The following is a 20,854-nucleotide window of genomic DNA, read 5'->3' as shown; positions in this document are numbered from 1 at the left end:
GTCTACGCGTCAGGGCCGTTCACGTCGGACGGCCTTGCGCAGTCGTTGGAGCACGGTCGAGCCGGACGTCCGGCTCGACCAGAGGTCCAGGTGGAAGGCGGCGCGGACGTCGAGCGGCCGGGCGAAGACGCGCAACGCCAGCGGCTCGACCACGGCGAGCGCCTCGTCGCTCTCGGCGGCGACGAGCCAGCGGCGCAGCGACTCCCAGGCCCGGTGGGAGGTCTCAGTGCCGACCAGGGCGCCGCGCCACAACTCGACCAGCGAGTCCTGCCACTGCTCGCGTTGGGCGACCACGCCGGGCAGCGCGGGCACCTGGGCGTTCGCCGACGACAGGGAGAACCGCGCCAGCAGCAGCAACGCGCGGACCGCGTGGCGGCGCACGTACTCGACGTCGGACGCGATCCACTCGCCCAGGGCGTCGAGGACCTGCTCGGCGGCGTCGGCGGCGAACAGCCGGGCCAGCGCGACGCCGATCGCGTTGGTCTCCGCCAACTCCGCCTTGCGGGCCAGCTTGCGCAGGGCGCGCACCGCGTCGTGCGGGATGGTGGCGCCGATGCGCGTGCCGTACGCGCGGACGGCGCTGTCCTGGAGCCTGGGAGACGGGCTGGCGGCCCACGCTTCGACCCGGTCACGGGTGCGACCGAGCAGTCGCTCGTCGAAGGAGGCGATCTCGAACGCGAGGGCCGCCGACTCGCGGTACCGGGCGCCCGAACGCGCCCAGACCCCGATCAGCTTGCGGTAGATCTCGTCGAAGTCGAACGTCGCCAGCAGGCCCGCGACCTGCGCCGCCCGCACCTGGATCGCGACCCGGTCGTGGCCCGCGAGCGCGTCCAGCCACATGATGATCGGGTCACGGGTGCTGGCGAAGTCGTGCCACGCGACGTCGAGGACTATCCCGCTCAGCGCGGGCGAGACGAACTTCGCCCGCCGGGGCCCGTCATCAGCGCGCAGCAGCGTGCTGTCCCGCATGTCGTCGCTGATGAGCTGTCTCAGGTTGCTGTCGAACACCGCCTGGTTCAACGCGCCCGGCCGGGACTCGAACCGCGGCAGGATCTGCTGGCACAGCAGGCCGCTGGTCTCGAAGACGTCGGTGAGCGCCCGGCCGTGGAACACGGCGAAGCTGATCAGGACCGCCTGCCGCTGGGACGCCCGGTGCGGCTCGTCGGGCTGGAGCTCCGGTTCGCGCAGGGTCTTCTCGACCTCGTCGCGCAGCCGGTTCGGCAGCCGCCCGAGCAGCACCTCGGGCTCCTCGCCGGCGTGCATCCCGGTGGCGAGCACCTCGGCGAACCCCGCCATCACGCGCGGCGGCGTCTTGAACTCCAGCTGCTGCACGAAGTTCTCGTCCGCGAGGCACCTGTCCAGGTAGGCCGACATCCGCTCGGTGGTGCAGGTGTTGCACCGCGGCAGGTGCTGCTCGACCGCCGACCACACGTGGTTGCGCAGCACGTCGAGCGGCGGCGGGCACGGGTGCGGGAACGTGTACGGGCCGGGCCGGTGCTCCCCCGGCGCCGAGGCGTTGCACACGATCACCAGGTAGGCGCCCCGACCCGCGAGGTGCTGGCTCAGCGCCTCCAGGATCTGCGGATCCGCCCGCCGGTCCCGCAGGTCGAGCAGGTAGCCGTTGCCGTCGGCGAACAGCTTCGACGCGTCCTCGTAGATCTGCTCAAGGGACACGTCCACCGCGATCAGCAGGCGCACCGCGCTCGGCCCGACGCAGTCGGCGAGCAGGATCTTGGCGGTCGTCCGGCGGCCCTGGTCGGGCTGGTCCACCAACGCCAGCACGTGCGCGTCGAGCAGCGTCGACCTCATGCCCGCGTAGTCGGCCACCGGGTGGTAGCAGCGTTGTTCGGCCAGCACGCGTTCTTCGCCGAGCTGCCCGTTCAGGACCCGGCCGCGGCTGCCGTCGGGTCCGTTGATCCACTGCTCGACGTACAGCGACAGGCCGTTGCCCAACGCGTTGAGGCCGTGGAAGTCTGCGTTGGCGTTGAAGATTTGACCCGCGTCCTGCCGGGCGGCCTGGCGGTCGGCGTACCCGTCCAGCTTCTCCTGGTCGACGGCGTCCTCCGCCGACCCGGCCGCCGCGGCCTTGGGCCCGTCCTTGCCCGACGGCGCCGGTACGGGTTCCCGCGGTGAGGGTTGCGGGGTCTGCTCCGGTGGTGCCGGTGGTGCGACGTCTCCGGCCGGGGCCTCGGCGGGCGCAACTTCCTCGTGGGTCATGATCGCTCCGATGTGCCTGTGCCATCAGCGTCCTGGTGGTGGTGCCGGTGCTTGCCGCCGAACGTCACGACCCCGTAGGTGGTGATCGGTTCGTTGAAGATCTGCTCGGCGTGCTGGGTGACCGTTCGGGCGTGGAGCAAGCGCTCGGGTCGCGACCGCGACGCGTCGTCCTGGGCCGTGTCCTCCGCCCGGGGCGGGGAAGGTTCGGCCTGGGGCTTGCCACCCAGGTAGACGTGGACGTCCGGGCCGAGGTCCCGATCGCCGCGGGCCATGCGCAGGTACACGTTCTTGAGCTGCACGGGCACCCTGGCGTCCGTTTCGGCCAACGCCTGGTCGTGCGCCTGGTAGACCGCGACCGCCTCGGCGGTCAAACCGTTGCGGTACAAGGCGTACATGTGCAGGGCCGCGACCTGTGAGTCGTCCGGCCGTTCGCGGCCCAGCCGGGCCAGGTCCAGCAGCGACTCCTCGTGGCGACCGACCCGGAGCTCGGCCTGGTGGAGCATGACCCGCGCCTTGCGGTGCTCCTGCCACAACGCCTCGCGGGCGTTGTCGACGAGCCTGCCGTCCAGTCCCGCCAGCGGCTCACCCCGGTACAGCAGCAGCGCCTGCTCGAAGACCGGCCGCCGTTCGGCGTCGGGCAGGCCCATGGCCCGGCGGACCGAAGCGCGGAACCGGTAGACGTCCACCGACAGGGGCGGTACGTCCAAGGTGCACAACCGGTTCTTGTTGATCAGCACCCGTTCCAGGCCCAGTTCGCCGAAACGCCTGCGCAGGTTCGCCATGACCTCGTGCAGGAGCTGGTCGGCGGTGTCGGGCAGGTCGTCCCAGCCCCAGTCCAGCAGCCGGTCGCGGTACATCGGTTTGCCCGGTTCCAGCAGCAGCGGGGTCAGCACCCGCTTCTCCCGGTTCGTGCCCAGGTCCACCGACGTGCCGTCCACCCGGGCTTCCGGTGGACCGAGCAGGTGGAAGGTGGGACCGGCGGTGATCTCTTTCGTCATCTCGTCACTTTCCGCTTGTGTGTACGTGTGGTCATCCGTCCTCCGCCGGCGGTCGACCTCGCTGCGCACCCAGTTCCACCCAGTGCTCCACCCAGCACCACACACGGGCATTTGCCCAGGTCAGGGGGCGAGTTTGACCTCATCAGGGCAGCACGGAGCCGCCCTCACGAGGAACAGGGGCCACGATGTCCGAGATCAACGACTTGCAGACGGTCCGTGACGGACTGGTGTTTCACAAGAGCAGCCACAGCCAGACCACCAACTGCGTGATGTACGCAGCCGAGCGTGACGGGGCGGCGGTGTGCGACTCGAAGGCCGAGGACGGCCCGGTGCTGCGGTTCAAGGCCGGTGGGTGGACCGCGTTCACGCGGGACCTGGCGGCCGGTGCGTTCGACCCGAGCTAGTCGGTGGGTGGCGAGGGCATCCCGCGGACGGGGTGCCCTCACCGCGGTCGGGCCCGCCGCGGCGGCTGCGTCTGCTCGGACCGCGGCGCGGGCGTGGATCGGTCAGGGCGGGTCGTTCGGGTGGGGCGGGGTCGTTCTGTCGAGGCAGTCGTTCGGGTGGAGCAGGTGGTTCGGGTGGAGCAGGCCGGTGGATCAGCCGGCGGCGGCGCGGACGTCCGCGGCCACCTCGGCGAGCAACGCGCGGGCGTCGTCGCCATACACGGCCATCTTCCGCAACATCGACCAGCGGTTCTCGTACATCTCGACGTCCTGCTCACCGGTGATGGTCAACGTCGCGTGGACCGTCTCCAGCGAGACGTAGCTCTGCCTGCCGTCGTCCAGGTCGCCGTTGATGACGAAGTTGTCCGAGATGGGCGCCGTCGCCTCGCGGTCGAACGGGATCAGGCCGAGGTCGACGTTGTCCAACGTGCCGACCGCGGCCAGCCGGTCCAGCTGCGCGAGCAGCATCTTGACCGGACCGGGTCGCCACCTCAGCGCCGCCTCACCGATCAGGAAGTCGAACCTGCGGTCCGGCTCGTAGAGGGCGAGCTGGCGGTGCAGCCGTCCCGCCACGGCCGCGGGCAGGTCCTCGTCGGAGTAGGCGATCCCCGACACGACGAACACCCGGCGGGCGTAGTCGGGGATCTGCAACAGCCCTGGCACCACCGAGGCCTGGAACGTGCGCACCCACCGGGTGGACACCTCCTCGTCCTGCACGACGTCCTGCAAGTGCCCCCGGCGTTGCAAGGCCGCCCGGTACGGGTGCACCTCGGTGAACGCCGCCTCGGTCAACGAGGTCAGTCGTTCCCGCATCTCAACCGACACTTCGAGTGCCCTTCCCCAAGCCACGACTTCCGGGAGTGTCGGGATCACGCTTCCCGCCTCGATCCTCGACACCTTGGACTGGCTGATACCGATCTCCTGTGCCAGCTGACGCCCCGACCATCCCGCCAGATCGCGCAGCCGCCGCAACTCAGCCGCGAGCAGCGCGCGCCCCGACGGCGGCGGCTCGGTCTCATCTGCGGCGTTGACCATCGTTGCCACAACTCCCCGGCCGCAGGAGACCCCGACTCCCTGCGACCCATGTTGATTCTTGCTGATTCGGACTCAACCACCTACTGACCGCCACTGTCAAGCCGGGGGTAGACCGTGTCGACCAGTGAAACACTCTCGTGTTCACCCTAATGATCTACGGCCTTGACTCCTAGCCACCATCTGATTCATTCTGATTCAAGACGATTCGGCAGACGTCGACTCGACGCAGGAAGCCGCAGGAGACTGACATGACCTCCGCACTGGCGCACCCGACCACCGGACCCGCCCACCACCGGGCGATCGTGGCCGTGGACATCGAAGGGTCCTCGAACCGCACCAACCCGGCCAAGGCCCGCGTGCGCGAGACCATGTACGACCTCGTGGAGCAGGCGCTGGACGACGCCGGGATCACCGCCGACCGCCGCGACCCGCTGGTCGACTGCGGGGACGGCGTGCTCGCGCTCATCCACCCGGTGCCGGAGGCGCCCAAGGCGCTGCTGCTCAACCGGGTCATCCCCACGATGCGGGCCCTGCTGGACGATCATGGACTCATGGTGCCCGACGAGCCGTTGCGGCTCCGCGCCGTGGTCCACGCGGGCGAGGTGCACCACGACCGGCGCGGCTGTTTCGGCGAGGCGCTCGACATCACGTTCCGGCTGCTCAACGCGCCGCAGTTCAAGGCGAGGCTGAACGACTCGACCGCGCCGCTGGTCGTGGTGGTCTCGGACGACATCTACAGGGCGGTCGTGCGGCACGGGTACGAGGGCATCGACCCGAGCGGCTTCACGCCGAACGTGCGCGTCCGGGTCGCGGGCGAGGAGCACCACGGCTGGGTGCACGTGCCGGCAGCGCGGGCGTGCCGCGCCGACCTGCCCCGTCCGCACAGACGAGGCCTGGTCGCGCTGCGGGGTGCGGAATGAGCCGACGCGCCGCCGCGGTCACGCGGGCTGGCAGGTGGGGCACCAGTAGAGGTTGCGGCCGGCCAGTTCGGCGGCGGCCACGGGGGTGCCGCAGACCAGGCACGGTTGACCGGTGCGGCGGTAGACGTAGACCTCGCCGCCGTGCCGGTCCTGGCGCGGTGCGCGGCCGGTGACCTCCGGCAGGTGTTCGGGCCGCACGGTGTCGATGCGGCCGGCCTTCACGCCGGCGCGCATGAGCACGGCCAGGTCGAGCCACAGGTCGTCCCACAACGCCCGGTCGACCCGGTTGCCGGGCACGAGCGGGTGGACGCCGTGCCGGAACAGCACCTCGGCGCGGTAGACGTTGCCGACGCCCGCGAGCACGGTCTGGTCCATCAGCAGCACCGCGATGGACTGGCGTGAGCGGGCGATGCGCGCGTAGGCCAGGTCGGGTTTCGCGTCACGGCGCAGCGGGTCCGGGCCCAGGCGGGCGCGCAGCGCGGCCACCTCCACGTCGGTGAGGACCTCGCACCGGGTCGGGCCGCGCAGGTCCGTCCAGTGGGTGGCGCCGACCACCCGCATCCGTACCGCGCCGACCGGTTCGGTGACCGGGTGCGACGACTCGGTGAACGTGCCGTAGAGGCCGAGGTGGACGTGCACGGTCGCGTCCGGGCCGTAGACGTGGAACAGGTGCTTGCCGTGCGCCTCGGCGCGCTCGAACAACCGGCCGTCCACGAGGGACGTCGAGAACCTGCCCTGCGGGCTCGACACCCGGACGGTCGAGCCCGCGTACCGGCGCTGGTGCAGCTTCGCCAGCCGGTGCAGCGTGTGGCCTTCGGGCATTACGGCAGGGCCGGCGCCTCGCCGGTGCGCTCGTACTCGCGGAGGATGTCGATGCGGCGGGCGTGCCGTTCCTGCCCGGAGAACGGGGTGGCCAGGAACGCCTCGACGATCGCGAAGGCCTCCTCGGTGGTGTGCATCCGGCCGCCGACGCCGATGAGCTGGGCGTCGTTGTGCTCACGGGCGAGCTTCGCGGTCTGGACGCTGTAGGCCAGCGCGGCACGGGCGCCGGGCACCTTGTTGGCCGCGATCTGCTCGCCGTTGCCGGAGCCGCCGATGACGACGCCCAGGCTGCCCTCGTCCGCGACCACGCGGCGGGCCGCCTCGATGCAGAACGGGGGGTAGTCGTCCTCCGCGTCGTACACCGCCGGGCCGACGTCCACCACGTCGTGGCCCGCGTCGGTCAGGTGCTTGACGAGGTGGGTCTTCAGCTCGAAGCCCGCGTGGTCCGATCCCAGGTAAACGCGCACGTCAGCAAGTCTGCCATCCTGAGCCGCGTGTTCGGACAAGAGGGTTGCCGGCTGCGGCTCGAATGGGGTCCGGAGGGTGTCGCGGCGCTCGGTGAGCAGTGCGCGGTGCTGGTGATCGTGGACGTGCTGTCGTTCTCCACGGCGGTGGACGTCGTGGTGGGACGCGGTGGCGCCGTGCGGCCGGTGCACTGGAAGGACCGGGCTTCGGCGGCACGGCCGGCGGACCCGTCGTGGACGTTGCGACCGTCGTCCCTGGTGTCGGTGCCGTCAGGCACGGAGCTTGAGCTGGCCTCGACGAATGGCGCGACGTTGTGCACCTTGGCCGCGTCGACGGGCGCGGTCGTGCTGGCCGGGTGCCTGCGCAACGCGCGGGCGGTCGCGGCGGCGGCCAGGGAGTTGGCGGAGGGCGGGCCGATCGGCGTGGTGCCGGGCGGCGAGCGGTGGGGCATCACCCTGTTCGAGCAGGCCGATGTCGGGCCCCTGCGACCGGCGGTGGAAGACCTGCTCGGCGCCGGGGCCGTGATGGCGTCGCTGCTGGGCTACGGCTCGGCGTCGGTCGAGGCGGCCATGGCGGCGGAGGCGTTCGCGTGGGCGTCGGTGCCGGACGTGCTGGCCGGCTGCGTGTCGGGCCGCGAGCTGATCGCCGCGGGCCACGGGGGCGACGTGGCGCTGGCGTCGGAGGTCAACGTCAGCAGCGCGGTCCCCCACTTGGTCGACGGCGTGCTGCGCGCATGGGCGCAATGATGGGCGTCCTGCCCGCCGCATCAGGAGGACGCCATGGAGCCGCAAGGTGAGTTACGAACGCCGCAGTCCGAGACGACCAGGATCGCCCGCCTGCTGAACGAGCTCGTCCTGGACGCGCTGCGCGGACCGCAACCCGACGCCACCACGGGCCTGCTGAAGGCGGTGGCGGGGCAGGCGCAGTCCGTGGCGACGCTGGTCGCCGTCAAGGACTACTCGGTCGGCGAGTCGCTGTACGTCGGCCTGACCGAGCTCGCCACGTCGCTCGGCGCGGTGTGCGCGGCGCTGACGGGCGACCGGGGTTTCCAGGCCGCCGCGGCCGAGGTGGACGAGCTGCGGCTGTGGGTGCTGGACGAGATCCAGCGGCCGACCAAGCCTCGCCACGGCACCCCGTCGGTCGGCTTCGAGTGGCAGACCGACATCAAGGTCGACATGAAAGGGCCGCCGCTGCCGTCCAAGACGCTGCTGAAGCGGTGGCCGAAGGCGCGGAAGGAGCCGGAGATCCTCCGGTTGGAGCTCGACGGCGATGAGCTCGAATTCGTGACGTCGCCCGTGACCACGTTGGCGGCCTTGGAGTTGCAGATCGCCGCGATCGCAGAGGAGGTCGCTTTCCTCGCGAGCTGCGGCTACGCCGGCCACGACTACCCGCTGCCGGAGGCGGCGCGCAGTGACGAAACAGGTGACGTGGCCTTCGAGGCCGGCTACTTGGTACACGTGCGCCACTACGGGGGATCGACACGCGGCCCGCTCCAGGCCACCACGGCCAGGGCGCTGACCGGGATCACCGACCTGCTGTCCACCTACGGCGGCAAGACCGCGGCGACGGCGATTGAACAGATCGACGACTTCTACGCCGACGCGCCGCCGGTGCCCCGGGTCGCCGCGCTGCTCCACCTGGTCCGGTACTACGTGCTGTGCCTCACGTTCGGGACGACCGACGACCAAGGTCCCAAGGTGCTCCTCCCGGTGATGTCCCGCACCGACTTCCACTCCGCGTACCTCCTGCTCGACGCCGCGGAGCGCAGGGACTTCGAGCGCTGCGTCTTCTACGGGCAGCAGGCCACGGGTCAGCTGGCCTGGCTCGGCGACGTCCTCGCCCAGAAGGGCTACAAGGGTCCGGCGGGCGCGGTGTACGTGGGACCGACGATCGGCGAGTGGTACCACTCGATCGTGGACGGCACGCCCTCGTCGCCGGTCCTGGAGCCGCTCGACCGGGACAACGACGGCGCGGGACCACGTGGCAGGTACCGCGATCTGCTGTCGCCCCCGAAGGGCTACCCAGCGCACCGCCAGGGCCGCCACTTCACCTACGCCATGGGCTTCTTCGGCACGGCGGAGGACGGTTCGATGTTGTTCGAGCTGCGCCAGGTGGAGCGGGTGGCGGCCAGGTCCGAACCGGTGAACAAGAAGTACAGCACCGCCACCGTGTTCGACGCGATGAGGACGTTCGCGGCCGGCGAGCTGCCGGCCGCACCGGCTCCTGCACCGGCCCCCGGGCCGGCTCCTGCGACAGCGCCGACCGACGACCCGAACCCGCGACCGACGAAGCGCTCCCGCGTCGAGACCAAGGGGTCCGACGCCCCGGACACCGGGCAAACCGACTAGCGCTGGACGGACTTCACCTCGGTGAACTCGTCCAGGCCGAAGCGGCCGAACTCGCGGCCGTTGCCGGACTGGCGGTAACCGCCGAAGGGGGCGCTGGTGTTGAAGGCGGCGCCGTTGATGTCCACCTGGCCCGTCCGCAGTCGCTTGGCCACGGCCAGCGCGCGGTCGGTGTCGGCGGAGAAGACGGCGCCGCCCAAGCCGTAGATGGTGGAGTTCGCGATGCGCACGGCGTCGTCCTCGTCCGCGTACGGCATGACGGACAGGACCGGCCCGAAGATCTCCTCCTGGGCGATCGCCATGTCCGGGCGCACGCCGCCGAACACGGTCGGCGCGACGTGGAAGCCGCGGTCGAGGGGGCGTTCGGGGCCGCCGAGGGCGAGCTTCGCGCCTTCCTCGACACCCCGCCGGACGTAACCGACCACGCGGTCGCGCTGGGCGGCCGACACCGCCGGTCCGATGCGGGTGGAGGGCAGGGTGGGGTCGCCCGGCTCGTACTTGGCGGCCGCGGCCACCGCGATCTCCAGCGCTTCGTCGTGCCGGGCCGCGGGCACCAGCAACCGGGTCCACGCGCTGCACGCCTGCCCGTTGTTCATGAACGCGTTGGCGACACCGATCTTCACCGCACGCGTCAGGTCGGCGTCGGGCAGCACCACGTTCGCGGACTTGCCGCCCAGCTCCAACGCCACCCGCTTGACCGTCTCGGCGGCCAGCGCGGCCACCCGGCGCCCGGCCCGCGTCGAACCGGTGAACGACACCATGTCCACCATCGGGTGAACCGCCAACGCCTCGCCGACCACCGGTCCGGTGCCGTGGACGAGGGAGAACACGCCCTCGGGCAGGCCGGCGTCGTGCAGCGCCGAAGCCAGCAGGTCGGCTGTCATGGGCGCCAGCTCACTCGGCTTGAGCAGCACCACGTTGCCCGCCGCCAGCGCGGGCACGACCTTGGCCACCATCTGCTGCAACGGGAAGTTCCACGGGGTGATGGCGGCGACCACGCCGATCGGCTCCCGCAGCACCAGCGAGTTCCCGATCTCCTCGCCGTCGAAGTACCCGGCCGCCAGCGTGTCGGCCACGCCACGCGCGATGCCCACGGGGTTCGGCACCTGCACCCGCGACGCGAACGAGATGGGCGTGCCCATCTCCGCGGTCATGGTCGCGGCGAACGACTCGGCCCGCGCCTCCAGCGCGTCCACCACCGACCGCACCAGCGCCAACCGGGTGTCCGACGACGTCGCCGACCACGCCGGGAACGCGGCGACGGCCCGGATCACGGCCGCGTCCACGTCACCGGCCGTGCCGGCGCGGACCGTGCCGATGACCTCTTCGGTGGTCGGGTTGACGACCTCGATCACTGCGGACTCCCCGAGGAACGGTGTGACACTCACGGGCGAAACTTGCCCCAGAGTGTCACACCGACGGCGTCAGGAGAAGTCCAGACCCCCGGTCCGGGTGCGCTTGAGCTCGAAGAAGTACGGGAAACCCGCCAACGCCCGCGCGCCCTCGAACACCTTCACCGCGTCCTCGCCACGCGGGATCCTGGTGAGCACGGGCCCGAAGAACGCCACGCCGTCGATGTGGATCGTGGGCGTGCCGACGTCCATGCCGACCGGGTCCATGCCGCGGTGGTGGCTGGCACGCAGCTCCTCGTCGTGCTCGTCGGTGTGCGCGGCCTGGGCCAGCTCCGAGGGCAGCCCGACCTCGTCCAACGCCAGCTTGATGGCCTGGTCGTAGTCGCGCTCGCGGCCGAGCCCCTCGTTGTGGATCTTCGTGCCGAGCGCGGTGTAGAGGTCGGCCAGCACACCGTCGCCGTGGCTCTTGGCCGCCGCGATGGCGACGCGCACCGGCCCCCAGCCGCGGTCCATCATGTCGCGGTAGTCGGCGGGCAGGTCACGGCCCTCGTTGAGCACGGACAGGCTCATGACGCGGAAGTTCAGGTCCAGGTCGCGCTGCTTGTCCACCTCGAGGATCCACCGGGACGAGATCCACGCGTAGGGGCAGATCGGGTCGAAGTAGAAGTCGACCTTCGTGGGTCCCTCTGTCGACATTCGGTGTTCCCTCCGTGGCTGTTCGTGTCGCGGTGCACCGGGTGGGGCGCCCCATCGTGCACAACGAGCCGGACCCACGCAGTCTTCCCTCGGACGCCAGTCCACTTCCGGGCGTCCCACGTGATTGGATGCGACTGTCGTGTTCACCGACTCGACACCCTTTTCCGTTCCGACGAGGTCGGCGTCGAGGTCCCGTGGCGCCGGCAGACGAGGTGACCAGTGGCGGCACCCAACCTCACCCGCGACCAGGCGCAGCAGCGGGCTGCGCTGCTGGAAGTCGATTCCTACCGGATCGAGTTGGACCTGACCGATGGTGGCGGCAAGCCCGGCTCGGACACGTTCCGCTCGACCACGACGGTTGCCTTCCGCAGCCGGACGCCCGGCGCGTCCTCGTGGGTCGACGTCGTGGCCGCCAATGTCCACCGCGCCGTGCTCAACGGGCACGAGCTGGACGTCTCCTCCTACCGCGAGGAGGACGGTGTCCACCTGCCCGACCTGGCCGAGGTCAACGAGCTGACGATCGAGGCCGACTGCCGGTACATGAACACCGGCGAGGGCCTGCACCGGTTCGTCGACCCGGTCGACGGCGAGGTCTACCTGTACTCGCAGTTCGAGACGGCGGACGCCAAGCGCATGTTCGCCTGCTTCGACCAGCCCGACCTCAAGGCGGTCTACGACCTCGCGGTGACCGCGCCGCACCACTGGAAGGTCGTCTCCAACTCGGCGATCGAGTCCACTGTGGACGGCACGGGCGGCGCCGACAGGCACGTCTTCGCCACCACCAAGCCCATGTCGACCTACCTGGTCGCGCTGGTCGCGGGCCCGTACGCGGAGTGGCGCGACGAGTTCAGCGAGGACGGGACGACGATCCCGCTGGGCATCTACTGTCGCGCGTCGCTCGCGCCGCACATGGACGCCGAGCGGCTGTTCACCGAGACCAAGCAGGGTTTCGGCTTCTACCACCGCGCCTTCGGGGTGACCTACCCGTTCGGCAAGTACGACCAGTGCTTCGTGCCCGAGTTCAACGCGGGCGCGATGGAGAACGCGGGCTGCGTCACGTTCCTGGAGGACTACGTCTTCCGCAGCCGCGTCACCCGCTACCTGTACGAGCGCCGCGCCGAGACCGTGCTGCACGAGATGGCGCACATGTGGTTCGGCGACCTGGTGACCATGCGCTGGTGGGACGACCTGTGGCTGAACGAGTCGTTCGCCACCTGGGCGTCGGTGCTGGCGCAGGCCGAGGCGACCGAGTACCGGCAGGCGTGGACCACGTTCGCCAAGATCGAGAAGTCGTGGGCGTACCGGCAGGACCAGCTGCCGTCGACGCACCCGGTGGCCGCGGACATCCAGGACCTGCAGGCGGTCGAGGTCAACTTCGACGGCATCACCTACGCCAAGGGCGCCTCGGTGCTCAAGCAGTTGGTGTCGTACGTGGGGCTGGACAACTTCCTGTCCGGCCTGCGCGTGTACTTCGGCAAGCACGCCTGGGGCAACGCCACGCTGGCCGACCTGCTCAACGCGCTGGAGCAGGCCTCGGGCCGCGACCTGTCGTGGTGGAGCGCGCAGTGGCTGGAGACGACCGGCCTGAACCTGCTGCGACCCAAGTACTCGGTCGACGCCGAGGGCCGGTTCACCGAGTTCGCCGTGCTCCAGGGCGGTGCGCGGCCGGGCGCGGGCGAGCTGCGCACGCACCGGTTGGCGATCGGCGTGTACGACTCGGACGCGGACGGCAAGCTCGTGCGCACCCACCGGGTGGAGCTGGACGTGTCCGGCGAGCGCACCGAGGTGCCGGAGCTGGTCGGCGTGCCGCGCGGCAAGCTGGTGCTGGTCAACGACGACGACCTCACCTACTGCACGATGCGGCTGGACGCCGACTCGCTGGCGGCGCTGATCGACCACATCGCCGACATCGCCGAGCCGCTGCCCCGCACGCTGTGCTGGTCGGCGGCGTGGGAGATGACGCGTGAGGCGGAGCTGAAGGCCCGGGACTTCGTGAACCTGGTGCTGGGCGGGCTGCACGCGGAGACCGAGGTCGGCGTGGTGCAGCGACTGCTGTTGCAGGCGCAGACGGCGCTGTCGTCGTACGCGGACGTGTCGTGGCGCGACGAGGGCTGGCGCAGGTTCACCACGCGGACGCTGGAGCTGGCGCGTGCCGCCGAGCCCGGTTCGGACCACCAGCTGGCGTTCGTGAACGCGCTGGCCGGGTCGGTGCTGGACGAGGCCACGCTCGCGGTGGTGCGGGGTTGGCTGGAGGGCACGGACGTGCTCGACGGCCTCGACGTCGACACCGACCTGCGCTGGCGGCTGCTGCACGCGCTGGTCGCGCACGGCCTCGCCGACCTCGACGAGATCCGCGCCGAGGAAGAGCGCGACCCGACCGCCACCGGCCGCCGCAAGGCCGAGTCGGCCCGGGCCCTGCGGCCCACGGTCGACGCGAAGAGCGAGGCGTGGGACCGCGCGGTGAACGACGACGAGCTGCCGAACGCGGTGTCGGAGGCGGTCATCGCGGGCATCCAGCACCCCGGCCAGAAGGCGCTGCTCCAGCCGTTCGTGGCGCGGTACTTCGCCGACGTGGCCGACGTGTGGGACCGCAGGTCGAGCGAGCGGGCGCAGTCGATGGTCGTCGGCCTGTTCCCGTCCTGGTCGATCTCGAAGGAGACGGTCACGGCCGCCGACGAGTGGCTGGCCGAGGACCGGCCGCCGGCCCTGCGGCGGTTGGTGTCGGAGGGCCGTGCGGGCATCGTGCGTGCCTTGGCGGCCCAGGAGTTCGACCGGTCCTGAGCCGTCGTGTGACGTGCGGTGCCGGTGCGGGTGTAGTTGGGCTGAACGGGGCGGCGCTCAGGTGTCGCCCCGTTTCGCGTCCGGTGCGGAGCGGTGGTCGCGGTCGTAGGCGTCGGCCCAGCGGGCGAAGATGTCGCGTGACTGGGCCGGGCCGAGGACCAGGCGTTCGAGCAGGCGCATCTTGGTCTGGTAGGCGGTGACCGCGGTCGGGTCGTCGTGGAAGACCGTGGCCGCCTCGGTCTCCGCGTAGGCCAGCGCCTTGATGGGTGACGGGAACGTCAGCAGGGTCGCCGAGTGCCGCAGGGCCGCGTGCGACGGCACGCTCATCGGGATGATCCGCGGGCTGATCCGCGCCCACCCGCACATCAACGTCAGGCGCAGCAGCTGGTCGCGCATGACCTTCGCGTCACCGACGACGATCCGCAACGCCGCCTCGTGCACGTAGATCACCGTCTCCGGACCACCCGGCTTGCGCAGCGTCTCCTGCCGGGCCAGGCGGGCCTGGGTGGCGCCCCGGTCCTTGGTCAGCGCGTAGGCGTAGTCCTCGGTCTGCGCGAGGCTCGGCACCACCAGCGGCTCGTAGGTCGTCAGGGTGCGCGCCGCCCGCTCGTGCAGCGACAACGCCGTGACCGTGTCCGCCCACGGGTCGTGCGGCCGCAGGAAGCTGCCCGTGTCGGCTTCGCTGGCGATGGCCAGGACGCGGTCGCGGGTCGGTTTGTCCGCACCGCACCGACCGAGCAGCGTCCCGATTTCCCACGGGCTCGTGCCGCGGGTGCCGGTTTCGAGTTTCGACAGCTTTCCCAAGGACCAGCCCAAGGCCTCGGCGACGAACCCCGATGACATCCGGGCACGGTGCCGGACCCGGCGCAATTCCTCACCCAGCTCCCTGCTTCGGGCAGTGCTGAGCCGCGCGGGCGGCCTTTCTTCGGATTCCATTTATCCCCCGGTCGAAAGGGTATGACGAAAAAGTGGCACGGCGGGCGGTGGACGGCTGCGGACTCCGCCCGATCCACCACCCGCCGCGCATGTCCGGCCGGAGTGCGGCCCGGCCGGTGGCCTGTTGCGGAACAGCTTGTCCGGCCTGCAACACCCTGGTCAATCCCCTTTTCGAGCGAGAGACTTGACCACCGGTCCAGCCTTAAGGTGCATTCCCATGAACCGCAATACCTCGAAGTCCATCGCTTTGGGCGCGCGCCTGCGCAACGCACGCGAGTCCAACAAACTGAGTCAACGCGCACTCGCGAAGAAGATTGGCGTCGTGCATTCGTTGCTCTCACGCAACGAGAACGGTCAACGGGTACCGACACGCGCGGAGGTGATCCGGATCCTCGAACCACTCCGCATCCCCGATCGGGAACGCGAAGAAATCCTGGAGATGACCGAGGACCCCACCGGTTCACCCCTTGCGGTGATCGAACTCGCCGAGCGGCGCGCGCAGATCGCCGCGCTCATCGAGGTCGAGCAGATGGCCAAGGAGATCGTGAGCTGGTCGCCGCTGATCATCCCCGGCCTGCTCCAGGTCAGCGCCTACACCCGCTCGATCATGGAAGCCGCCCGCGTCCCCGACGGGGAGGTCGCCACCCGCGTCGCGGTCCGGATGGGGCGGCGGGACATCCTCACCCGCCGCAACCCGGTCCGGTACACCGCCCTGATCGGCGAGGCCGTGCTGAGCCAGACGTTCGGCAGCCGGGAGGTCATGACCGAGCAGTTCGACCACCTGCTGATGATGAGCGCGCACGAGAACGTCGACCTCAGGGTCGTGCCCACCGCCACCGGCTGGCATCCGGGTCTCGACGGCGCGTTCACCGTGTTGAAGTGCGAGGGCACGTCGTTCGCGCACCTGGAGAACCACGTCAGCTCGGTGTTCGTGCAAGAGGCTGAAGCGGTGGCCGGCTTCGAGGCGTGCGTGCCAAGGTTGACGGAGGTCGCGATGAGCCCGGAGCAGTCGTTCGAACTCATCGCGAAGGAGGTGCAACGGACGACGGGAGTCGCATGACCGTGCGCTGGAAGAAGTCGGACAGGAGTGTCAGCGATGGCTCCTGCGTCGAAGTGGCGAACCACCTCGGCGCGGTGAGGGACAGCAAGAACCCCGGGGTCGTGCTGAAGGTCGCCCCGGGGCGGATGAGGGCGTTCGTGGACGCCCTCAAGTCCCGGTAACGGCGAAGGCCCCGGCTGTCGCGCCGGGGCCTTCACTTCGTCGTTGTGGTGCGTCAGACGTGCTTGGGCGCCTGACCCGCCTGGTCGGTCAGCATCCGCAGGCCGCTCACCAGGCCGCCGGCGAGGTCGCCCTCCTTGAAGGAGGCGACCATGCTCATGACGGCGAGCTTCGCGCCGCGGTCGGCGATGCGGCGGTGGGACTCCTCGCCCGTCACCACCTCGACCCGGCGTTCACCGGGCGACACCGCGACGAGCACGGCGTGCGTCGGGCGCGGAGTGCTCGCGTGCAGCTCTTCGGCCCGCGCACGGCTGTCGGCGCCCAGGTCGCCGAGGTACACGCTGAAGTCCAGCCCGGTGGTGCGGCTGGCCAGCGTCAACGCCTCGTCCAGGCTCGCCAGCTGCACCGGCGTGAACGGCAGGCTCGGCGCGTGCGGCTCGTACATCTTCGCCGCGGACACCCGGCCGCTGTTGGTGACGGCCGCGCCGACCGGCAGGGTCGACGGGTCCACCTCCACCCTCGTCAGCTCACCAGTTGCCACGAGCACCTCCCTTGGCGGTACGGCCCTCGGCCGGGGTCGTGACGGCCTGGTGCGCGCCGCCGGGCAGGCCCGCGGGGTTCGCGGCCCACCAGACGGGGGCGTAGTTCCACTCCTGGCCCGGGCGGTACCGCTGAATGCGGGTGGCCTTCGGCCTCAGCGTCAGTAGCGTGATCACGCCGTAGATGGCCAGCGGGATCAGCGCGAAGACGAGCACGGTCTCCACGATGGTCACGGCGGTTACGGTAACCGATCGCCCTGGTCACGTCCGGGCGAGGGCACCCGTTCCCGCACTGGTGGGGGTCCGGCGTCGTGCGGTTCGCCGTCCAGGGCCGGTTCCAACTGTGAACGAGGCCCCGTGCGGGCGGTCCGCGATCACGCGTACGGCGGTCACGGCGGCGTGGGACGCCGACCTCGACCGCAACCCGGTGATCGCCACCGGTATGGCCTCGGCACGTGGCATAGCCACCGTGTGATCTACCCGACCCCCTACCTGCGAGGACGTCACCGTCGGTATCCATCGGTGCCGCATGCACTAGCTCTCGTGCTCGATCGTCGCAGTGCGTACACCCGGATGGCCTTCCCCCGGACGGAGGCGAATGGCGGCCGGTTTGGCGTCTTGTCCTGGGCCCACTCGGCTTCTAGCTTTTCACCTGTACGGGTCTTGCGCATCCGAATCCGGAGACCAATTCCCGCCCGATGAGCCTCGGAGGACACGACATGTACACCATGAACCTCGTTCTGGTCGCCGCCCTCACTCTTTCGTCGTACGCCCAATCAGAGCAGAGCGTTACGACTGTTCAGCCTCCGGCAGTGCTCGCCGAGTCGGTGCGCATCACGTCCGATGACTCCGTCCGGATTACCTCCCAGGGCTCCGTCCGCATCACCTCCGCGACGGACGACTCCGTGCGCATCACCGCGTCGGAGTCCGATTCGGTCCGGATCACCGGGTCCGACGCGGACTCGGTGCGCATCACGTTGGCCGGCTCGGTCCGCATCACGTCGGAGTCCGTGCGCATCACGTCCGAGTCCGTCCGGATCACGTCGGAGTCCGTCCGCATCACGTCCGGTTCCGTGCGCATCACGGACGACCGCGAGGACCTCGTCCTGGCGGCGTGAGCGCGAGGGGAGCTGTCGCTAAGCCGCGGGCTCGCCGAGGTAGGGCAGCCACAGCGGGTCGGCCTCGGTGACGCCGGCCAGCAGCCGCCAGTGCGGCCCGCGGGGGGCGTTGGGCACCACGCGCAGGCGCCAGCCGAGCTCCGAGAGGAGCTTGTCGGCCTTGCGGTGGTTGCACTTCGCGCAGCAGGCCACGCAGTTGGTCCACGTGTGGGGGCCGCCACGGCTGCGCGGCACGACGTGGTCGATGGTCTCGGCGCGTCCGCCGCAGTACGCGCAGCGGTACCGGTCGCGGTGCATCAACCCGGCGCGGGTCAGCGGTACCCGGCCGCGGTAGGGCACGCGCACGTAGTTCGCCAGCCGGATCACCGACGGGACGACCACCTCGGACGTCGAGGAGTGGACGACGGCCCCGGCGGGGTCGCCGTGCACGACCTCGGCCTTGCCGCACACGACGAGGACCACCGCGCGCCGCAGGGGCAGCGCGGTGAGGGGTTCGAACGTGGCGTTGAGCAGAAGGACCTTGCGTCTTCCCCAGGGCAGCACCACGGGCGCCGAACCGGCTCCCTCCCCGTCGACCACAGCGTGCACGGCGCTCGCCGAGAGCTGTTTTTGGCCGGACGGGACCGACGACGCGATCCCGGCGTTCACCAGGGCGCCGATCGGGGTGGGTTGTCGGTCTGGCACGCGACCACCTCCACCGGTTCAGCCCTAGCAGACCACAGATCGACCCCAAAAATCACCTGTGATATGTGACGTGTCACGAAGCCGGGATCAAAACTTCGGTGAACACGCACCTATCGGAGATGGTTTTCATCAGCGCGCTACGCTCGGGAAGGTGACCGAAGCCTCCCCCGCAGCGCTGCCTGCGACGATCACCTATCCCGCCGCACCGCGCCTCGACCTGGTCGAGGATCTGCACGGACACGCGGTGGCCGATCCCTACCGGGTGCTCGAAGACCCTGCGGACCCCCGCACCGCGACCTGGTCGGCCGAGCAGGACGCGGTGGCGCGGTCGTGGCTCGACGCCATGCCCGGCCGCGACGCGCTCGCCGACCGGCTGGGCGAGCTGATGCGCACCGGGTCCGTGGGCACGCCGGTGTGGCGGGCGGGCCGGGCGTTCTACACCCGTCGCGACCCGGACCAGGACCACCCGGTGCTGTACGTGCGGGTGGACGGTGTGGAGCGGGTGCTGCTGGACCCCTCGGCGCTCGACCCGTCCGGGCGGACCACCCTCGACCGGTGGTCGCCCTCGCGTGAGGGCACGCGGCTGGCCTACCAGGTGTCCGTCGGCGGCGACGAGCACTCGTTGCTGCACGTCGTGGACGTCGACACGGGCGAGCTGCTGGACGGGCCGATCGACCGCTGCCGGTACTCGCCGGTGGGCTGGCTGCCCGGTGGCGAGGAGTTCTTCTACGTCCGGCGGGTCGACCCCGAGCTGGTGCCCGAGGACGAGCGGCAGTTCCACCGGCGGGTGTGGCGGCACCGGGTCGGCACGCCCGCGTCCGACGACGTGAACGTCCACGGTGACGGGCTGGACCACACCTACTACTACGGGCTGTCGCTGTCGGAGGACGGGCGGTGGCTGATCGTGAACGGCTCGCCCGGCACCGTGCGGCGGGACTCGGTGTGGATCGCCGACCTGCACTCGTCCGGCGAGCTGCGGCCGGTCGTGCGGGACGAGGACGGCGTGCGGTGCCTCGCGTCGGTCGAGCCGGACGGTCGGCTCTACCTGCTCACCACCCTCGACGCGCCCCGGTTCCGGCTGTGCGTGGCCGACCCGGCCGCGCCCACCGAGTGGACCGAGCTCGTGGCGGAGCAGCCGGACTCGGTGCTGGACGCGGCGACCTGGCTGGACGGGTCGCTGGTGCTGCTGCGGACCCGGCACGCGGTGTCGGAGCTGCACCTGCACTCCCCCGCGACCGGCGAGCACCTGCGGGAGGTCCCGCTGCCCGGTACGGGGTCGCTGCACGGGTTGTCCACGGTCGACGCGCTCACGGTCGCCGACCGCGACGTGCTGTGGTTCGGCTGGTCGGACTTCACCACGCCCCTGTCGGTGTACCGGTACTCGCTGTCGGACGGCCGGACGGAGCTCGACACGGCGGCGCCCGGAACGGTGGCGCTGCCGGAGCTGTCCACGCAGCAGCTCTCGTACACCTCGCCCGACGGCACCGTCGTGCGGATGTTCGTGGTGTCCGGGCAGCAGCACCCGGACCAGCCCCGGCCGACGTTGCTCACCGGGTACGGCGGGTTCGCGGTGGGCCGCGGGCCGGGGTACAGCGCGACGACGTTGGCGTGGGTCGAGGCGGGCGGCGTGTGGGTGCACGCGTCGCTGCGCGGCGGCGACGAGGAGGGAGAGGAGTGGCACCGCGCGGGGATGCGCGACAGCAAGCAGAACGTGTTCGACGACTTCCACGCGGCGGCCGAGCGGCTGATCCGCGACGGCTGGACGACACCGCAGCAGTTGTCGATCATGGGCGGCTCGAACGGCGGGCTGCTGGTCGGCGCCGCGCTGACCCAGCGGCCGGAGCTGTACGCGGCGGTGGTGTGCTCAGCGCCACTGCTGGACATGGTGCGGTACGAGAACTTCCTGCTGGGGCGGCTGTGGGCGGAGGAGTACGGCTCCGCGTCGGTGCCGTCGGAGCTGGAATGGCTGCTGGCCTACTCCCCGTACCACCGGGTTCGGCCGGGCGTTGAGTACCCTTCGGTGCTGTTCACGGTCTTCGAGTCGGACAGCCGGGTGGACCCCAACCACGCCCGCAAGATGTGCGCGGCACTGCAGCACGCGACGTCGAGTGATCCGACCAAGCACCCGGTGCTGCTCCGCCGCGAGACGGAGGTGGGGCACGCGGGCCGATCGGTGAGCCGGTCGGTCGCGCTGGCCGTGGACCAGTTGACGTTCCTGGCCTGGGCAACCGGCCTCGACATGTGAGTGGAGGACTGAGCAGGTGGTGGACGTGGAGTCGACCCT

The 20,854-nt window shown here is 70.8% G+C and carries 20 protein-coding genes; 9 read left to right on the top strand and 11 right to left on the bottom strand.

The window, feature by feature from the left end:
• Positions 1 to 9: 9 nt before the first annotated feature.
• Both AB0K14_RS11615 and AB0K14_RS11610 read right to left on the bottom strand, forming a co-directional pair.
• On the bottom strand, positions 10 to 2,217 hold the full coding sequence (locus AB0K14_RS11615; protein WP_360465541.1) for a hypothetical protein: 2,208 nt from the start codon (positions 2,215 to 2,217) through the stop codon (positions 10 to 12).
• Positions 2,214 to 3,215 carry a BTAD domain-containing putative transcriptional regulator gene (locus AB0K14_RS11610; protein ID WP_360465544.1) on the bottom strand — a complete coding sequence of 334 codons (1,002 nt, stop codon included), beginning with the start codon at positions 3,213 to 3,215 and terminating at the stop codon, positions 2,214 to 2,216. The genes AB0K14_RS11615 and AB0K14_RS11610 overlap by 4 nt, the downstream gene beginning before the upstream one ends.
• Before the next feature lie 185 nt (positions 3,216 to 3,400).
• Between AB0K14_RS11610 and AB0K14_RS11605 the strand changes: the two genes are divergently transcribed.
• Positions 3,401 to 3,619 carry a DUF397 domain-containing protein gene (locus tag AB0K14_RS11605; RefSeq protein WP_360465547.1) on the top strand — a complete coding sequence of 73 codons (219 nt, stop codon included), beginning with the start codon at positions 3,401 to 3,403 and terminating at the stop codon, positions 3,617 to 3,619.
• A 192-nt stretch (positions 3,620 to 3,811) separates the two neighbouring features.
• On the opposite strand, the gene AB0K14_RS11600 is transcribed toward AB0K14_RS11605, so the two are convergent.
• Entirely contained in the window at positions 3,812 to 4,693 is an 882-nt protein-coding gene (locus AB0K14_RS11600; RefSeq protein ID WP_360465596.1) for a helix-turn-helix transcriptional regulator, read from the bottom strand.
• Positions 4,694 to 4,941: 248 nt separating this feature from the next.
• Between AB0K14_RS11600 and AB0K14_RS11595 the strand changes: the two genes are divergently transcribed.
• Positions 4,942 to 5,613: a hypothetical protein gene (locus AB0K14_RS11595; protein WP_360465550.1), complete on the top strand. Its 672-nt coding sequence runs from the start codon at positions 4,942 to 4,944 to the stop codon at positions 5,611 to 5,613.
• Positions 5,614 to 5,631: 18 nt separating this feature from the next.
• On the opposite strand, the gene AB0K14_RS11590 is transcribed toward AB0K14_RS11595, so the two are convergent.
• Together AB0K14_RS11590 and AB0K14_RS11585 are read right to left on the bottom strand one after the other, a co-directional pair.
• Positions 5,632 to 6,435: a zinc finger domain-containing protein gene (locus AB0K14_RS11590; protein WP_360465553.1), complete on the bottom strand. Its 804-nt coding sequence runs from the start codon at positions 6,433 to 6,435 to the stop codon at positions 5,632 to 5,634.
• The gene (locus tag AB0K14_RS11585; RefSeq protein WP_360465556.1) at positions 6,435 to 6,902 is read right to left on the bottom strand and encodes a ribose-5-phosphate isomerase; all 468 of its coding nucleotides are present in this window, start codon (positions 6,900 to 6,902) and stop codon (positions 6,435 to 6,437) included. Before AB0K14_RS11585 ends, AB0K14_RS11590 begins: the two co-directional genes overlap by 1 nt.
• A gap of 27 nt (positions 6,903 to 6,929) precedes the next feature.
• On the opposite strand from AB0K14_RS11585, the gene AB0K14_RS11580 reads away from it, so the two are divergent.
• Positions 6,930 to 7,646 (top strand): 2-phosphosulfolactate phosphatase, encoded by a 717-nt coding sequence (locus AB0K14_RS11580; RefSeq protein WP_360465559.1) that lies wholly within the window; start codon positions 6,930 to 6,932, stop codon positions 7,644 to 7,646.
• Positions 7,647 to 7,679: 33 nt separating this feature from the next.
• Positions 7,680 to 9,248: a hypothetical protein gene (locus tag AB0K14_RS11575; protein ID WP_360465562.1), complete on the top strand. Its 1,569-nt coding sequence runs from the start codon at positions 7,680 to 7,682 to the stop codon at positions 9,246 to 9,248.
• Here AB0K14_RS11575 and AB0K14_RS11570 read toward each other — a convergent pair.
• The gene (locus AB0K14_RS11570; protein ID WP_360465565.1) at positions 9,245 to 10,633 is read right to left on the bottom strand and encodes an aldehyde dehydrogenase family protein; all 1,389 of its coding nucleotides are present in this window, start codon (positions 10,631 to 10,633) and stop codon (positions 9,245 to 9,247) included. The genes AB0K14_RS11575 and AB0K14_RS11570 overlap by 4 nt on opposite strands.
• 36 nt (positions 10,634 to 10,669) lie before the next feature.
• Positions 10,670 to 11,293 (bottom strand): DsbA family protein, encoded by a 624-nt coding sequence (locus AB0K14_RS11565; RefSeq protein WP_360465568.1) that lies wholly within the window; start codon positions 11,291 to 11,293, stop codon positions 10,670 to 10,672.
• Between the two features lie 219 nt (positions 11,294 to 11,512).
• On the opposite strand from AB0K14_RS11565, the gene pepN reads away from it, so the two are divergent.
• Positions 11,513 to 14,074 (top strand): aminopeptidase N, encoded by a 2,562-nt coding sequence (gene pepN, locus AB0K14_RS11560; RefSeq protein WP_360465571.1) that lies wholly within the window; start codon positions 11,513 to 11,515, stop codon positions 14,072 to 14,074.
• A gap of 57 nt (positions 14,075 to 14,131) precedes the next feature.
• On the opposite strand, the gene AB0K14_RS11555 is transcribed toward pepN, so the two are convergent.
• A complete protein-coding gene (locus AB0K14_RS11555) occupies positions 14,132 to 15,010 on the bottom strand; it encodes a helix-turn-helix transcriptional regulator (protein ID WP_360465574.1) in 879 nt (292 codons plus the stop codon).
• 184 nt (positions 15,011 to 15,194) lie between these two features.
• Between AB0K14_RS11555 and AB0K14_RS11550 the strand changes: the two genes are divergently transcribed.
• Positions 15,195 to 16,070: a helix-turn-helix transcriptional regulator gene (locus tag AB0K14_RS11550; protein ID WP_364337911.1), complete on the top strand. Its 876-nt coding sequence runs from the start codon at positions 15,195 to 15,197 to the stop codon at positions 16,068 to 16,070.
• The gene (locus AB0K14_RS11545) at positions 16,067 to 16,231 is read left to right on the top strand and encodes a DUF397 domain-containing protein (RefSeq protein ID WP_360465580.1); all 165 of its coding nucleotides are present in this window, start codon (positions 16,067 to 16,069) and stop codon (positions 16,229 to 16,231) included. Before AB0K14_RS11550 ends, AB0K14_RS11545 begins: the two co-directional genes overlap by 4 nt.
• A gap of 53 nt (positions 16,232 to 16,284) precedes the next feature.
• On the opposite strand, the gene AB0K14_RS11540 is transcribed toward AB0K14_RS11545, so the two are convergent.
• Both AB0K14_RS11540 and AB0K14_RS11535 read right to left on the bottom strand, forming a co-directional pair.
• Positions 16,285 to 16,770, bottom strand: coding sequence for a DUF5130 family protein (locus AB0K14_RS11540; protein WP_360465583.1), 486 nt, complete (start codon positions 16,768 to 16,770; stop codon positions 16,285 to 16,287).
• Positions 16,757 to 17,002, bottom strand: a complete 246-nt coding sequence (locus AB0K14_RS11535; RefSeq protein WP_360465585.1) for a hypothetical protein — start codon at positions 17,000 to 17,002, stop codon at positions 16,757 to 16,759. The genes AB0K14_RS11540 and AB0K14_RS11535 overlap by 14 nt, the downstream gene beginning before the upstream one ends.
• Before the next feature lie 578 nt (positions 17,003 to 17,580).
• Here AB0K14_RS11535 and AB0K14_RS11530 point away from each other — a divergent pair.
• Complete coding sequence (locus tag AB0K14_RS11530) at positions 17,581 to 17,886, top strand: hypothetical protein (RefSeq protein WP_360465587.1); 306 nt, start codon at positions 17,581 to 17,583, stop codon at positions 17,884 to 17,886.
• A gap of 18 nt (positions 17,887 to 17,904) precedes the next feature.
• On the opposite strand, the gene AB0K14_RS11525 is transcribed toward AB0K14_RS11530, so the two are convergent.
• Positions 17,905 to 18,570, bottom strand: coding sequence for an HNH endonuclease (locus tag AB0K14_RS11525; RefSeq protein ID WP_360465590.1), 666 nt, complete (start codon positions 18,568 to 18,570; stop codon positions 17,905 to 17,907).
• 151 nt (positions 18,571 to 18,721) lie between these two features.
• Between AB0K14_RS11525 and AB0K14_RS11520 the strand changes: the two genes are divergently transcribed.
• On the top strand, positions 18,722 to 20,815 hold the full coding sequence (locus AB0K14_RS11520) for a prolyl oligopeptidase family serine peptidase (RefSeq protein WP_360465593.1): 2,094 nt from the start codon (positions 18,722 to 18,724) through the stop codon (positions 20,813 to 20,815).
• The last annotated feature ends 39 nt before the right edge of the window (positions 20,816 to 20,854 follow it).

Origin of the sequence: Actinosynnema sp. NPDC050801 (assembly GCF_040673975.1) — a bacterium.
In the GTDB taxonomy this organism is placed as follows: domain Bacteria; phylum Actinomycetota; class Actinomycetes; order Mycobacteriales; family Pseudonocardiaceae; genus Actinosynnema.
The sequence above is the reverse complement of the archived record's forward strand: the minus strand, read 5'-3'. Positions and strand labels throughout refer to the sequence as shown.